Source organism: Saccharothrix texasensis (genome assembly GCF_003752005.1).
In the GTDB taxonomy this organism is placed as follows: domain Bacteria; phylum Actinomycetota; class Actinomycetes; order Mycobacteriales; family Pseudonocardiaceae; genus Actinosynnema; species Actinosynnema texasense.
The window spans coordinates 7,476,667-7,491,512 of sequence record NZ_RJKM01000001.1; the positions used below are offsets into that span (position 1 = coordinate 7,476,667).

The window sequence follows — 14,846 nt, forward strand, 5'->3', positions numbered from 1 at the left end:
ATCGGGAGGGCCCGGTGACCGCCGTGCGGGAGGCCCCGGCCCGGCGCGGCCCGACGCCGCCGGCGCGGACCGGTCGGCCGGCGGCGGCGGCGCGCTGGGCACGGCGCGCCCCGCTGCTGCCCGCCCTGGTCTTCACGATCGTGGTCACCCAGCTGCCGTTCGTGGCCACGCTGGTGATCTCGCTGATGCGGTGGAACTCGCTGGACCCGGCCAACCGCGGGTTCGCGGGCCTCGACAACTACGCCGCCGTGTTCACCGACCCGGACCTGCGCAGCGCCATCGGCGTCACGGTCCTGCTGACCGTCACCGTGGTGGTGGTCTGCCTGGTGCTGGGGCTGGGGTTGGCGCTGCTGCTCGACCGGAGGTTCGCCGGGCGCGGTGTCGTGCGCACCATGCTGATCGCGCCGTTCCTGGTGGTGCCGGTCGCCGCCGCGCTGCTGTGGAAGCACGCGCTCTACAACCCGGAGTACGGCCTGTTCAACGGCGTGCTGACGTGGTTGTTCGGCGACGGCGCGCCGCAGCCGGAGTGGATCAGCGGCATGCCGCTGCTCGCGGTCGAGGCGTCGCTGGTGTGGCAGTGGACGCCGTTCATGATGCTGATCCTGCTGGCGGGCCTGCAGAGCCGCCCGCAGGACGCGGTCGAGGCCGCGCGCATCGACGGCGCCACGGCGTGGCAGGTGTTCCGCTACCTGACGCTGCCGCACCTGCGGCAGTACCTGGAGCTGGGCGCGCTGCTCGGCTCGATCTACATCGTGCAGAACTTCGACGCCGTCTTCACCATCACCTCCGGCGGCCTCGGCACGGCCAACCTGCCGTACACGATCTACCAGACCTTCTACCAGGCGCACGACTACGGCCAGGCGTCCGCCGCGGGCGTGGTCGTGGTGGTCGGCTCGATCATCATCGCCACGTTCGCGTTGCGCGTGGTGTCGTCCCTGCTGCGCGAGGACGGCGGCCGAGCCGCGAACCGGACGGGGGTGCGGGCGTGAAGCGGGTCCTGGGCTTGGCCGCGTGGTGCGCGGGCCTGCTGTTCTTCGCGCCGGTGGCGTGGATGGTCCTCACCTCGCTGCACAGCGAGCCGGACGCGGCGACCAACCCGCCGTCCCCGGCCGCGCCGATCACGTTCGACGGCTACGCCGAGTTCTTCGACTCGGCGCCGTGGCCGCCGCTGATCAACTCGTTGAGCGCGTCGATCGGCTCGACCCTGCTCGTGCTGCTGCTGGCGATCCCGGCGGCGTACGCGCTCTCCATCAAGAAGGTCGACAAGTGGTCGGACGTGCTGTTCTTCTTCCTGTCCACCAAGATGCTGCCCGTCGTGGCCGGTCTGCTGCCGATCTACCTGGTCGCGCAGCACACCGGGATGCTCGACAACATCTCGTTCCTGGTCGTGCTCTACACGTCGATGAACCTGCCGATCGCGGTGTGGCTGATGCGGTCGTTCCTGGCCGAGGTGCCCGGCGAGATCCTGGAGGCCGCCGCGCTGGACGGCGCGGGCCTGGTCACCACGCTGCGCCGGGTCGTCGCGCCGGTCGCCATGCCCGGCATCGCCGCGACCTCGTTGATCTGCTTCATCTTCAGCTGGAACGAGCTGCTGTTCGCCCGTGTGCTGACCGGTGTGGTCGCGGGCACCGCGCCGGTCTACCTCACCGGGTTCGTCACCAGCCAGGGCTTGTTCCTGGCCAAGGTGTGCGCCGCCGCCGTGGTGGTGTCGCTGCCGGTGCTCGTCGCCGGGTTCGCCGCCCAGGACAAGCTGGTCCAGGGCCTTTCGCTGGGAGCCGTGAAGTGAGAGCAGCCGTCATCACCGGGGTCGGCGCGGTGGAGGTCGCCGAGGTGCCGGACCCGACGCCCGGGCCGCGCGAGGTCGTCGTGGACGTCGCGGCGTGCGGGCTGTGCGGCACCGACCTGCACATCCTGCAGGGCGAGTTCGCGCCGACGCTGCCGGTCGTGCCGGGGCACGAGTTCGCGGGGGTGATCGTCGAGACCGGGTCGGAGGTCACCGAGCTGGCGGTCGGCGACCGGGTCGCGGTGGACCCGTCGCTGTACTGCCACGAGTGCCGCATGTGCCGGTCCGGGCGCGGCAACCTGTGCGAGCGGTGGGCCGCGATCGGCGTCACGACCGGTGGCGGCGCGGCCGAGTACGCGCTGGCGCCCGTCGCGAACTGCGTGAAGCTGCCCGACCACGTGCGCACCGAGGACGCGGCGCTGATCGAGCCGCTGTCGTGCGCGGTGCGGGGCTACGACGTGCTGCGGTCGCAGGTGGGCGGCCGGGTGCTGATCTACGGCTCGGGCACGATGGGCCTGATGATGTTGCAGCTCGGCAAGCTCACCGGCGCGTCGTCCGTCGAGGTGGTGGACCTCAACCCGGACCGCCTGGCCACGGCCGAGCTGCTCGGCGTCACGGCCACCGCGTCGTCGCCCGACGAGCTCGACCGGCCGCGGGGGTGGGACGTCGTCATCGACGCCACCGGCAACGAGAAGGCCATCCAGGACGGGCTCGGCCGGGTCGCGAAGGGCGGCACGTTCCTGCAGTTCGGCGTCGCCGACTACGCGGCGCGGGTGACCATCGACCCGTACCGCATCTACAACCAGGAGATCACGATCACCGGGTCGATGGCGGTGCTGCACTCGTTCGAACGCGCGGCCGACCTGTTCGCCACGGGCGTGCTGGACCCGGAGGTGTTCATCAGCGACCGCCTGCCGCTGGCGGACTACGCCCCGGCCCTGGAGCGCTTCCGGGCGGGGCGGGGCCGCAAGATCCAGGTGCTGCCGTGAACGCGGACCGGCCCCGGTCACCCGCCGTGACGGGTGACCGGGGCCGGTCCGCTCGGTGCTAGTTGTTGGCCGCGCGCCGGCGCAACACGATCAGCAGCGCCGCGCCGCCGCCGAGCAGGATGACGCCGATCACCAGCGGGATCGCGATGCTCGCGCCCGTGTTGGCCAGGCCGTCACCCGTGTCGGCCACCGGCACGACCGCGGCGGTCGTGGTGGTGGTGGTGGAGGTGGCGGGCGCCGAGGACTCCGAGGTGGTGACCTCCACCGTCGTGGTGGTGGTCGTGGGCTCGGTCTCCTCGGTCGTCGTCTCGACCGTGGTGGTGGTCGTGGTGGTGGTCGTCGTCGTGGGGACGACGCACGCCTCGACGGTCTTCGTCTCCTTGAAGGAGTACTGCGCGTTGTCGCCCGCGGTCACCTCGACCACGAACACGCGCTTGACGTCGCCGCTGGCCGAGTACTTGCCCTCGAAGCCGGCCTTGAAGTCCTTGTTCTCCAGCTCCTGGGCGTCATCAAGGGTGACCTTGATGTGGTTGGTCTTGTTCTGCGAGTAGGCCGTGAGCTTGACGCTGAGGGTGGTCGTGCCGTCCTTGCACGAGGCCTCGAGCTTGGGGGTGTGCGCGGAGGCGGGGACAGCGGCGAAGACGGTCGCGGCGACGGCGGCGACAGCGGCGCCGACCAGGGCACCGACTCTGGCGAACTGCATGTGAGGGCTCCTGAGGGAAGGGCTGAGGAGAACCGCGTCACCATATCGGGGGGTTTATAACAACACGATTGGGGGTTCGGTAACTACTGCCCGTAAAACTGTGATCTGGGATGTAGTGGTTCGCCGGAGTACGAAGAGGACGAAGGAGACGCTGCGTCGTCGTCGCCGGATCAGGGAGTGGTGCCGTCGACGTCCCACCGGGCGGCGTCGGCCATCAACCCGATCATCCCCGAGACCAGGCGCAGCTGGTCGACGCCGCGGATGTCGGCCTCCACCAGCCTCGGCGAGCACACCACGACCGCCAGGGCCTGGGCCCGGGACAGCGCCACGTTCAACCGGTTGCGCGACAACAGGAAGTCCAGCCCGCGCGGCAGGTCGACGGCGGCCGACGAGGTCATCGTGGTGATCACCACGGGCGCCTCCTGGCCCTGGAACCGGTCCACGGTGCCGACCCGCACGTGCTCGTAGCCGTGCTTCTCCAGCTCGCGCCGCACCAGCCGCACCTGGAGGTTGTACGGCGCCACCACCAGGATGTCCGAGTCGTCCAACGCCCGCGCGTCCGGCCCGTCCGTCCACAGGCGACCCATCAGCGACCGCACCACCCCCACCACCGCGTCCGCCTCCTCGACGGACGACGTGGTGTTGTGCGAGTGGTGCACGGAGTGGACGTACACCCCGGACGGCACGCCGTCGACCCCGCGCGCGGCGGCGCCGGGGTGGGCGTGCAGGAGCCCGGCGTAGGACAGGTTCGACACCGGCGCGCACACCGCCGGGTGCATCCGCCTCGTCTGGTCCAGGAAGTAGCCCAGCTCCGGCGGGATCACGTCGGCGTCGCCGATCAGGTGCCCCAGCGCCGACGCCTCCGCGCCCGCCGGGTGCGTGCCCTGCACGACCTGCGGCAACTGCTGCGGGTCGCCCAGCAGCACCAGGTTGCGCGCGCACGTCGACACGGCCAGCGCGTCGGCCAGCGCGAACTGGCCCGCCTCGTCCACGATCAGCACGTCGAACGGCTGCTCGCGCAGCGCCGCGTTCGCGAACGTCCACGCCGTGCCGCCGACCAGGTGCCCGCCGCCCTGGTCGGCGCGCCACCGCACCAGCGCCGGGTTGTCGCGCGGCTGCTCCCACGAGCAGTCCTTCGCGGGCGCGCCCTTCGCCCGCTTGGCCGTGGGGATCGGCACGCCGAGCTCCCGGCCCGCCGCCAGGGCCGCGCCCAGCACGTTCTCCACCGCTTTGTGGCTGGTGGACGTCACGCCGACGCTGCGACCGCCGCGGATCAGGTGCGCGATCAGCCGGCCGGCGAGGTAGGTCTTGCCCGCGCCGGGCGGCCCCTGCACGGCGAGCGTGGAGCCGTCCAGCGCGTCCACCGCCGCGATCACGTCGGCGATCACGTCGTCGCCCCTGGGCAGCACGCCGGTCCTCAGGCGCGGCGGCGTGCGGCGGGCCAGGTCGACGCCGGGGTGCGGCGGGAGCGCCGGCAGCACGTCCACGACCGAGCGCGCCAGCTCGTAGACCGCCTCGTCCTTCGGCTTCGGCTGGACCGGGCTGCCGGGCAGCACCGCGACGGGCTGCTCGCCGTGCACGTCGTCGGGGGCGACGCTCTCCAGCACCACCATGTCCTCGGCCGACTCGGCGAGCACCACCGCGTCCCGGGTCACGTTCGCGGGCTTGCCGGGGTAGAGCAGGCGGACCTGGTCGCCCTTCGCGAACGGGTGCGGCCGGTCCGGGTCGCACCACACCCGCACCTCGCGCTTGGCCTTGCGGACCCGCCCGGACGGCATCGCCCAGTCCTGCGCGCGCACCGACACCGGCACCGCGCACGCGCTGTCGGACTCCAGCTCGGACAGCGGCGCCGCCACCTGCCGGAAGAAGTCCCACCACGCCGGGTTCGTCTCGCGCCGGTGGTAGCCGACGGCGGCGGCCAGCAACGCCCGGGCCCGCTCGTCGTCGGTCGCCTCGGCCGGGTTGTCCGGCAGGCCCTCCAGCAGCGGGTCGACCACGGCGGCGAGGCGCTCGGCGCGCTCGGCCCGGCGCTGGGCGGCGAGCTCGTCCTCGATCTCCTCGGTGAACGACGGCTCCGGCACGTGCGGCTCGATGCCCGCCTCCGCGCGCACCTCCAGCAGGAACCGGTAGAGCCGCAGCGTGGAGACGCAGTCGTAGGTGTTGTAGTCGGCGATGCCGGTGAGCACGTCCTCGGCGCGGGCCGGGTCGGCGTCGCGCAGCGCCAGGAACTCCTCGTACGCCTCGATGCTGGACACGGCCGTGGTGACCTCGCCCGCGCGTGCCTCCGCCATGTACAGCGGTTCCAGGTACTTGATCGAGTACGACCGCTGGGACACGCGCAGGGCCTTGCGCACCACGGCGTAGAGGTCGACCAGCGCGCCGGAGCGCAGCAGGTGGTCGACGGCCTCCTCGCGGGTGCCGTGCAGGGCGGCGAGCTTCTTGAGCGCGTTCACCTCGTACGGGGCGTAGTGGTAGACGTGGGCGTCCGGGTGGGCCTGCAGCGTCCGGGTGGCGTGGTCGACGAACCGCTCGAACGCCACCTTCTCCTGCGGGCGGGTGTGCGCCCAGAACGGCGTGAAGCGCTCGTCGCCGTCGACCACGCCGAACAGGTACTCCAAGCCCTCGCCGTCGAGGGCGAACGGGTCGCCCTCCATGTCGAAGAACAGGTCGCCGGTGCTCGGCGCGGGCAGCGCGGCCAGGGCTTCGGGCGCGACGACCTCGTAGGCGACCTTCCCGGTCGGGTCGTCGTCGGTGCGGGAGTCGTCCTGGATGACCTGGAGCGCGGCCTGGGCGCGCAGGCCGGTGAACGTGGCGGCGGACATCGTCGCGGGACGGTCGGCGCGGGTCGCGTTGGCCAGGGCGTCGATCGTGCCGAGGCCGGCGGCGGCGAGCTTGCGGCGCTGGTCGGTGCGGATGCCGGCGACCAGGGACAGGTCGCGGTCCCGTTCCCGGCCGGTGGCGCAGTGCCGGCCGAAGCGGCAGGTGGCGCACGCCGGGCGTTCGTCGTCCCAGAGGCGTTCGGGCAGGGCGGCGGGTGCGGCGAGGCGTGCCGTGAGGCGGGTCCGGAGGTCGAGGACCAGCGGGAGGAAGTCGGCGACCTGGAACGTCTTGGTGGTGCCGTCGCCGAGCAGCAGGTGCATGGCGGGTCCGGCGCGGCGGCCGAGCGCGTTGGCGTAGGCGGTGAGCTGGACGACGGCGGCCGGGGTGGCGTGCCGGGCGAGCTTGGCGTCGTGCGGCTCGTAGCCGCGGTCGGTGGCGACGAGGAAGTCGGCGCGGCCGTGGAAGCCGTCGGCGTAGAAGACGGCCTGGTAGATCACCGGCGCCCGGGCGGCCATCGCCTGCGCGGTCAGCTCGGCCGCGTGGGTGAGGGCCGCGTGCGTCGGCGCGGGTTGGGGGATCTCGACGACGTCGTGCGCGGCGCGGAACTTCGCCAGCACGGCCTGCTCGTGCGCGTGGCCGTGCCGGGTGGCGAGGGTGTTCGGCCGGGCGTCCGGCACGGGCGCGCCGGGCAGGCCGGTGGCCAGCGCCAGCGACAGCCGGGCGCGGTGGTCGCACTCCAACAGGTCCACCAGGTCCGCCGGGGAGTGCACCAGGTGGCCGTCGGCGGTGAGCATGGCGGGCAGTATCGCGGCCGGACCCGCCAACCCGGCGGACCGCGCGCGGCGAGTCGCCGGACTGCGGCCACCGCCACCCGGCGCGCGTCACGCGTGCTGAGCGTTGAATTCGGGTGTTCCGAACGTAGGACACGCGCGTTCTGAACGTAGGACTCACGCGTTCCGAACGTAGGACACACGCGTTCCGAACGTAGGACACACGCGTTCCGAACGTAGGACACGCGCGTTCTGGAGGGTGGACTCTCGGCGGGCCTACGGTCGGGGGAGGGGGCCGTTGGCGGCTTGCCAGCGGGCCTGGTGGGCGGCGGCTTCGGCGGCGGCCACGGCTTCGGCGGCCGGGGGGAGCGGCTCGGCGCACCAGGCGCGCAGGACGGTGGCCAGCTCGGTGACGAAACGGGTGCCGGTCGGCGTCAGCTCGTCGCCGGCCAGCAGCGCCTCGGCGGTGATCAGGGCGGCCGAGCGCCAGCGCGCGTACTCGACCCGCGCGGCCATGCCGCGCCGGGCACGCCAGAAACCGGCCACGCCCAGGTGCGCGTAGGTGCCGTGCAGCAGACCGGCCGCCGGCCGCGGGTCTTCCCGCCACGGCGCGTAGAACAAGGCGTCGCTGCCGGGTTTGACCAGCGCGAACAGGTCCATCAACGCGACCAGCTTGCTGTGCTGCGCCTCGTGCGCGAGCGTCACGGCCAACGTCTCCGCGTCCGGCGTCGGCGACAGGAACACGCACCCGAACGCGTCGGCCAACGTCGCGCTGCTCGTGCCCGTGGGCGACGACGGCATCGGCGTCAGCACCGACACGACCTCGGCGAACTCCGCGGCGAGCACCGGGTGGTCGGCGGTGAGCAGGTCCCACGCCGAGCCGAGGGCGTCCTGCCACCACGGCAGGTCGACCGACGACGCCACCGGCAGCTCGTCCGGCACGCCGCCGCCGGCCCACAGGTCCACCTGGAGCGAGTGCGCGCCCAAGCGGATCTCCGGCAACGGCTCGTAGGCCAGCCCTGGCCCCACCACCACGCCCAGCGACGGCAGCGAGAACACCCGCGCCGGCGGGAACTCCAGGTCCACCGGCACACCCGCCCGCACCGCCGCCGCGGCCGCGGTGAACGCCAGCTCCGCCGGCCGCGCCTCGGCTCCCCGGCGCACCGCCAACGCCGTCCGCGTCGCCCAGGCGCCGACCGACGGGTGGTCCAGCACCCGGTCCACCGCCTCCGGCGCGACCCGCGCCACCTCCCGCAGCAGCGAGAACGCCTCCCGCGCCGCCGGGTCCGCCGCGATGGACCTGATCATCAGCAACGTCCGGCTGCGCCGCGCCAGCCGCAGCGTCCGCACCGCCGCGCCGCCCCCGCCGCGGGCGAGGGCGGCGAAGTCGGAGGCGGAGACCCGGAACGGCCCGACCGTCACGCCAACGCCGCCAGGTCCGCCGCCACGCGCGTCCGCACGTGCCCGATCAGCCGCGCCAGGTCCGGGCAGTACACCGACGGCCGGTCGAACCCGGCCCCTTCCCGGAACCGGTGCGCCCGCAGCCCGCCGCCGCACGCCGACACCACCGGGCACCGGCGGCACTGCTCGGACAACCCGGCCAGGCCCGACCGCCCGGCGCGGACGTCCGGCAGGTCCAACGCCGCGTCGAACGGGTCGCGCGCCACGTGCAGCCCGGTCGCCGAGGCCGCCGGCGAGGACGACGCCAGGATGTCCGACGCCTCGACCGTGCCGTCGGTCTCCACCACCACCTGGGCCGACGGGCTCAACCCGATCCCCTCCACCCCGGAACGCCCGCCCAGCAGCACCGCCAGCAGCTCCTCGAACAGCCGCACGCGCGTCACCGGCCGGGCGTACCAGACGTCGAACACGGCGATCAGCCACTCCGCGTACGGCGTCGAGGCCGCGTCCGCGACGCGTCCCGGCGGCGGCGCCGACCAGTTGCCGTGCGGCAGCAGGAAGTCCACCGCGGGCGGCGTGAACCCGAGCAGCGACTCGTAGACGCGCACCGGGTCTTCATCGAGGTCCACCACGCACAGCAGACCGCCGTACACCCCGGGGTACGAGCGCATCGCCGTCAACGCGGCTCGCACCGCCGCCCAGCTGCCGCTGCCGTCCGGCCGCACGCGGTGCCGGTCGTGCGCCTGCGGCGTGCCGTCGACGCTCACGCCGACCCGGACGCCGTGCGCGGAGAACAGCTCCAGGAATCCGCGGTCGAGCAATGTCGCGTTCGTCTGCACGGCGAACCGCACCGGAACGGGCACGACCGAGCGGAACCGCGTGATGAGCGACTCGATCGCGGCCCGTCCGGCGAGCAGCGGCTCACCGCCGTGCAACACCACTTCGACTTCCGGCAACCCGTGCCCGCGCACGTGTTCCGCCACCCGTTCGGCGGTGTGCGCGACGATCTCCGGCGACATCGCCCTCGGTCGGGAGCGCCACCGCTGGTCGGCCAGTTCGTAGACGTAGCAGTAGTCGCACGCCAGGTTGCACCTGCCGTGCACCTTGAGCACGAACTGGCGGAACGGCAACCCATTCCCCGAGTCCACCGCCACCACCCCCCGGACATTCCCCCGCACCACAAGCAATCGAGAACCCCAGGAGCAATCAAACACAGCGCGCCGCCCGCTACCTCCGCCAATCGGTGGATTCCCGACGGTGACCGTTGTCGTTCACTACGATGGGAAGTGCGCCGCCGGCGTTCGCCGGCAATCAGGCGGCTGCGGTGAAAACCGCAGCATTGCGGTTAGGGGGTTGGTCGGAGATGACTGCCGAACCCGTCCTGGAGTCCGAGCTCCTGGACGTCACGGGCGTGGACCTGGCCCGGTTGGCGGAGCTGCCGGACACCGCGCTGCGCGCCGCGCTGCACCGGATCCTCGCGGAGAACGCGGAGCTGCCCAACCGGTTCGCGGCCTTCGAGAGCTCCTTGTGACCGCTGCCGTTCGGGTGAAACGCGGCTGAGTCGCGGGCGCGCGGCCCGCGTCACCGGTATTCCCAAGTCCCCCCGCCGCTCAGGAGCAGCAGATGAGCACCCCGCGCACCACACCTGGCCCCACCGGGGTCACCGCGTTCCTGTCGGCCACCGGAGGAACCGGCCGCACCAGCGCGGTGGCGAACCTGGCGTGGGTGCTGGCCGCGGCCGGGCAACGGGTCCTGGTCGTGGACTGGGGCTCCGAGGTGCCGCGGGTGCGCGAGTACCTGGAGCCGTTCCTGGTGGCCCGCCTCGGCCTGCCGGACGCGGTGGGCCGCGGGCTGCTGACCGCCTACCGCGCGGACCCGCTGGGCGAGGACGACCCGACGCCCGTCGTGGAGCGGTTCGCGCCGCCGGCGGGCGACGTCACGGTCCCCGGCCACATCGACGTGGTGTCGCCGATGCCGACCGACGCGGCGGGCAGGCCGCGGCCCGAGACCAGGCACGGCGACGCGGGCGCGATCGCCGAGCTGCGCGCCCGGCTGGCCGAGTCCGACTACGACCAGGTGCTGATCGACGCGCCGACCGGCGCGGGCGACGAGACGCTGACGCTGATCGCGACGCTGTGCGAGCTGGCCGTGGTGTGCTTCCGGCCGCGTCCCCGGGCCATCGCCGACGCCGCGGACCTGGCCGGTCGGCTGCGCAAGCGCGCCCCGATCCGGATCGACGTGGTGCCGGTGGCGACGTTGTTCGACGACGCCGACGAGCAGTCGCGGGCGCAGCGCATCCGGTCCGCGATCCGCGCCGCGTTCGCCGAGCTGCTGGCCGGGCAGGCGAAGCGGGTGCCCGACGGCGGCACGATCGAGATCCCCTACCGCCCGTTCGACGCGTTCGACCCGCTGCTGGCGATCCTGGTGGAGGAGCCGACCAGCGGCGGCGCGCTGGAGGCCCAGTACGGCAGGCTGGCCGCGGCGGTCACCGGCGGCGCGGTCACCGAGGTGGTCCCGGTGTCGTCGGTGCTGCGCTCCCGCTACCGGCGGGTGTTCGGGCTGACGTCGACCACCGAGCCGGACCGCGTGGCCCTGGTGTACGCGCCGCGCGACCGGGCCTGGGCGGACTGGGTGCGCGGCCAGTTGGAACGCGCGGGCGCGCAGGTGCGCCGGCTGGCGGAGGCGCGCGAGTGGTTCGAGGCGGCCGTGCCGCCGGGCGTGCTGATCCTGTCGTCGCCGCACCTGGGCCCGGTGGAGCTGCCCGCGCTGCCGCTGACCGTGCTGCGGCTGCGGTTGGCCGAGGACGGCCCCGCAGACGGCGGGCTGGACGTGCGCCGGCACACCCCGGAGACGTTGAGCGCCCGGCTGCTGAGCCACTTCGGCCTGATCGACCGGCCCGGCACGGTGCACGAGCCGGGCATGCGGGTGCCGGGCAGCGACCCGGGCGTGTTCGAGCTGCCGCCGCGCCACCCCGGTTTCGTCGGCCGCGACGAGGACCTGGAGGCGTTGCGCGACCAGTTCGCCGCGGCCGGCGACGAGCGCGCGGTGGTGACCGTGAACGGCGTGCCCGGCGTCGGCAAGAGCGAGCTGGCGCTGGAGTACGCCTACCGGTTCTCGTCGGACTACGCGGCGGTGTGGTGGCTGTCCGCGCACGACCGCCAGTCGGTGCTCACCGGCCTGGCCGAGCTGGCGGTCCGGCTGCGCCAGCCGGGCTCGACCGACTACGGCACGCTGTCCGCGCTGGAGCGGCTGTCGAACGACCCGGCGTACACGCGGTTCCTGCTGGTCTACGACAACGCCGACGACCCGGACGCGCTCGCCGACGTGCTGCCGGCCGGCGCCGGCGGACACGTGCTGATCACGTCGGGACCGGTGGACGGGCAGGCCGTCGAGCTGGTGCCGATGCGCGCGGAGGACAGCGTGCGCCTGCTGCTGGACCGCGTGCCGGGGCTGACCCCGGAGGACGCCGGTCAGGTCGCGGACGCCGTCGGCCACCTGCCGCTGGCGCTGGACCTGGCGTCGTCGTGGCTGGCCGAGACGGCGCGGACCGAGGTCGGCATGGGGTCCCGGGACTCCGACGCCGCCGCCTGGGCCACCCGCACCCTGTTCGAACGCCTCGGCCGGTCCGAACCGGACGGTGTGGCGCGGGTCGTCGACGTCGCGGTCGACGCGTTGCGGGACAACGCGACCGGCCGGTTGGCGGTGCTGGTCGCGGAGCTGGCCGCGTTCCTGTCGCCGGAGGGCGCGGACCTCGGCCTGGTGCGCTCGCCCGCGTTCCTGGCCAGGGTGATCGCCGCGGGCGGCGTGGACGCCGAGCCGTTGGAGCTCGACGCCGCCGAGATCGACCGGGTGCTCTGGTACGGCGCGCGGTACGGGCTGTTCCGCGTCGACTGGGGCGACCAGTACTCGCTGCGCATGCACCGCGTGGTGCAGCGCGCGTTACGCGGCCGCATGTCGCCGACCGAGCGGGAGGAGCGGCGGGCCGACGTGCTCGCCGCGCTGGCCGCGTTGGCCCCGACCGAGGTCGAGGGCGAGTCGCCGACCCGGCACGCCCGGTTCGCCGAGCTGCAGAAGCACGTCATCCCCTCCGGCGCGCTGGCGGGCGACGACCCGAAGGTGCGCCGCTGGCTGGTCAACCAGGTGCGGTTCCTGTTCACCGACGGCGGCGCGGGCGTGCGCCGGGCCGCGCTGGAGCCGGGCCGGGCCCTGCTGGACGCGTGGACCGAGCGGTTCGGCCCGGCCGACCCGCTGCGCAACCGGCTGGCCACCGAGCTGGCCAACGTGCACCGCGTGCTCGGCGAGCCGACCGAGGCGCTGCGGCTGGACGACCTGGCGCTGGCCCAGCAGCGGCGCGCGCTGGACCTGACCCACCCGCGCCCGCTGATCACCGCCCGCGGCCGCGGCGGCGACCTGCGCGGGCTCGGCCTGTTCGCCGAGGCGCTGGCCGAGGACCAGGCCACCTGGGAGGGCCTGCGCACGGTGCTCGGCGAGGACCACCCGGACACCCGCAGCGCGGCGAACAACCTGGCGTCCTCGATGTTCCTGTCCGGTGACGCGGCGGGCGCGCTCGCGCTGGAGGAGGACAACTACCGCAGGCGCAGGCGGCTGTTCGGCACGGGCGACGCGCGGACGTGGGCGACCCTCGCGCAGATCGGGCTGTACCAGCGGGAGCTGGGCCGCTACCCGGAGGCGCTGGACTCGTTGCTGTACGCCTCGCAGCAGTTGCAGGCGCTGCGGCACGAGCTGAACCAGGTGCAGATCGGCGTGCAGTGGAACCGCGCCATCGCGCTGCGCCTGGTCGGACGCGCCAAGGAGGCCAAGGAGCGCACCGGCAAGGCGTTGCGGGACTACCGCGAGGTCCTCGGCGCGCACCACCCGTACACGCTGGGCTGCGCGTTGAGCTTCGCCGCCGACCACCGGCGCGTCGGCGTCGACCCGGAGCTGGCCGTCGAGCTCGCCCGCACCGCCCTGACCGGTTTCCAGCAGCACGTCGGCCTGCGCGACGACCACCCGTTCGTGGCGCTGTGCAAGCTGGGCTACGGGCTGGCGCTGCGCGCGGCGGGCGACCCGGCGGGCGCGGTGAGCCAGGTGGAGGCCGCGACGCGGACGTTGCGCTCGCGGCTCGGCGACACGCACCCGTGGACGTTGGCGGCGGCCGTCGACGAGGCCCGGGTGCACGCGGCGGCCGGTGACGCGGAGCGGGCCGCCGAACTGATCGCCGAGGCGCACACCGACTGCCTGGAGTTCCTGGGGCACGATCACCCGCACACCGCCGCGGCGGCGCACAACCTGCGACTCGCGGCCCACCCGACCGACCAGGACTGGCGGGAGTGCGATGTCGACGTCCCGCACACCTGACCGCGCAGGAGGGAGTGGCGTGGAGCTGCACGAGGAGCAGGCCGAGCACGTGGGCCCGGAGTTCGACCTGGCCCGGCAGGCGTGCCACGCGGCGATCGCGGAGACACCCGCGCTGCACTACCTCGCGCACTACAGCAGCGGTGTGTTCGACTTCGGCATGGACGCCCTCGGCGACCCGCCGCCCACGCCGGACGCGCTGCCCGGCGGCACCCGCCGCGAGGAGCTCAAGCGGCTGGGCAGGCACCTCACGTTCCAGGTCGCCACGCTGGACCGGACGTTGCAGGAGGTGCGCACGGGCCGGCTGATCCGCACCGTGCTGCACACCGAGGAGGGCGCGCTGTTCTGCGACTCCGTGGTGCCGACCGAGCACGTCGTCGGACTGGTGCTGGACCACACGGGCGCCGGGCCGCTGCTCGGCCACCCCGCCGTGGAGGAGGCGGACCGGGCGGTGGCCGGGCTCGCCACCCGGTTGCGCGCCCAGCTCAGCCTCGGCTCGCTCAACCCCGGCGGGTGGGAGAGCGCGCAGGACGTCGCGCCGCTGCCGGTGGGCGAGGAGGTGGTCGCGCACGTGACGGTGGGCGAGGAGGCGGGCGCTCACGTGACGGCGGGGGAGGGGCCGCTGACCGCGTGCCTGGCGGCGGTGCGGGCGCAGGACCTGCACCTGGTCGCGCACGTGGACGGCGGCGAGGTGCGGGCCATGGTCGACTGCCTCGGCGACCCGTCGCTGGCGCCGTTCTTCAAGCAGGTCACGGTGGACGCGCGGCGCCGGTTCTACCACGGTCTCGCGCAGGAGTTCGGCGCGTTGACGACGAAGCTGAACCGGGCCGTGAACCCCGTCGTCGGCGGGCTGATGGCCCGGCTCGTGCTGGACGTCGAGATGGGCGCGATCTACTACTACCGGTTGCGCGCCGGCGAATACCTGGTCGGCGTGACGATCGACCAGGCACGCGTGCGGGCGGCGGATGATCGAATGTCCGCGTTGGCGGAAGAACTCACTCCAATCGGTCCTTGAACGCTCATCC

10 protein-coding genes are annotated in these 14,846 nt (G+C 73.8%); 6 read left to right on the forward strand and 4 right to left on the reverse strand.

What is annotated here, in order from left to right:
• Positions 1-14: 14 nt before the first annotated feature.
• Genes EDD40_RS33630 through EDD40_RS33640 form a run of 3 tightly spaced genes read left to right on the forward strand, consistent with a single transcriptional unit; the run spans position 15 to position 2,772 of the window.
• Positions 15-989 (forward strand): carbohydrate ABC transporter permease, encoded by a 975-nt coding sequence (locus EDD40_RS33630; RefSeq protein WP_123746491.1) that lies wholly within the window; start codon positions 15-17, stop codon positions 987-989.
• On the forward strand, positions 986-1,786 hold the full coding sequence (locus EDD40_RS33635) for a carbohydrate ABC transporter permease (RefSeq protein WP_211348286.1): 801 nt from the start codon (positions 986-988) through the stop codon (positions 1,784-1,786). The genes EDD40_RS33630 and EDD40_RS33635 overlap by 4 nt, the downstream gene beginning before the upstream one ends.
• A complete protein-coding gene (locus EDD40_RS33640; RefSeq protein WP_123746492.1) occupies positions 1,783-2,772 on the forward strand; it encodes a zinc-dependent alcohol dehydrogenase family protein in 990 nt (329 codons plus the stop codon). Before EDD40_RS33635 ends, EDD40_RS33640 begins: the two co-directional genes overlap by 4 nt.
• 58 nt (positions 2,773-2,830) lie before the next feature.
• Here EDD40_RS33640 and EDD40_RS42050 read toward each other — a convergent pair whose 3' ends face one another.
• The 4 genes from EDD40_RS42050 to EDD40_RS33660 form a co-directional block, all read right to left on the reverse strand.
• Positions 2,831-3,475, reverse strand: coding sequence for a hypothetical protein (locus EDD40_RS42050; RefSeq protein ID WP_170184871.1), 645 nt, complete (start codon positions 3,473-3,475; stop codon positions 2,831-2,833).
• A 170-nt stretch (positions 3,476-3,645) separates the two neighbouring features.
• The gene (locus tag EDD40_RS33650) at positions 3,646-7,089 is read right to left on the reverse strand and encodes a TM0106 family RecB-like putative nuclease (RefSeq protein WP_123746493.1); all 3,444 of its coding nucleotides are present in this window, start codon (positions 7,087-7,089) and stop codon (positions 3,646-3,648) included.
• Between the two features lie 252 nt (positions 7,090-7,341).
• Complete coding sequence (locus tag EDD40_RS33655) at positions 7,342-8,487, reverse strand: aKG-HExxH-type peptide beta-hydroxylase (protein ID WP_170185279.1); 1,146 nt, start codon at positions 8,485-8,487, stop codon at positions 7,342-7,344.
• Positions 8,484-9,614, reverse strand: coding sequence for an FxsB family cyclophane-forming radical SAM/SPASM peptide maturase (locus EDD40_RS33660; RefSeq protein WP_123748480.1), 1,131 nt, complete (start codon positions 9,612-9,614; stop codon positions 8,484-8,486). Before EDD40_RS33660 ends, EDD40_RS33655 begins: the two co-directional genes overlap by 4 nt.
• Before the next feature lie 215 nt (positions 9,615-9,829).
• Between EDD40_RS33660 and fxsA the strand changes: the two genes are divergently transcribed.
• The 3 genes from fxsA to EDD40_RS33675 all read left to right on the forward strand — a co-directional run bounded on the left by fxsA (position 9,830) and on the right by EDD40_RS33675 (position 14,836).
• Entirely contained in the window at positions 9,830-9,997 is a 168-nt protein-coding gene (fxsA, locus tag EDD40_RS33665) for an FxSxx-COOH cyclophane-containing RiPP peptide (protein WP_170185280.1), read from the forward strand.
• Positions 9,998-10,089: 92 nt separating this feature from the next.
• Positions 10,090-13,824 carry an FxSxx-COOH system tetratricopeptide repeat protein gene (gene fxsT, locus EDD40_RS33670; RefSeq protein ID WP_123746496.1) on the forward strand — a complete coding sequence of 1,245 codons (3,735 nt, stop codon included), beginning with the start codon at positions 10,090-10,092 and terminating at the stop codon, positions 13,822-13,824.
• 19 nt (positions 13,825-13,843) lie between these two features.
• Positions 13,844-14,836, forward strand: coding sequence for a hypothetical protein (locus tag EDD40_RS33675; RefSeq protein WP_123746497.1), 993 nt, complete (start codon positions 13,844-13,846; stop codon positions 14,834-14,836).
• The last annotated feature ends 10 nt before the right edge of the window (positions 14,837-14,846 follow it).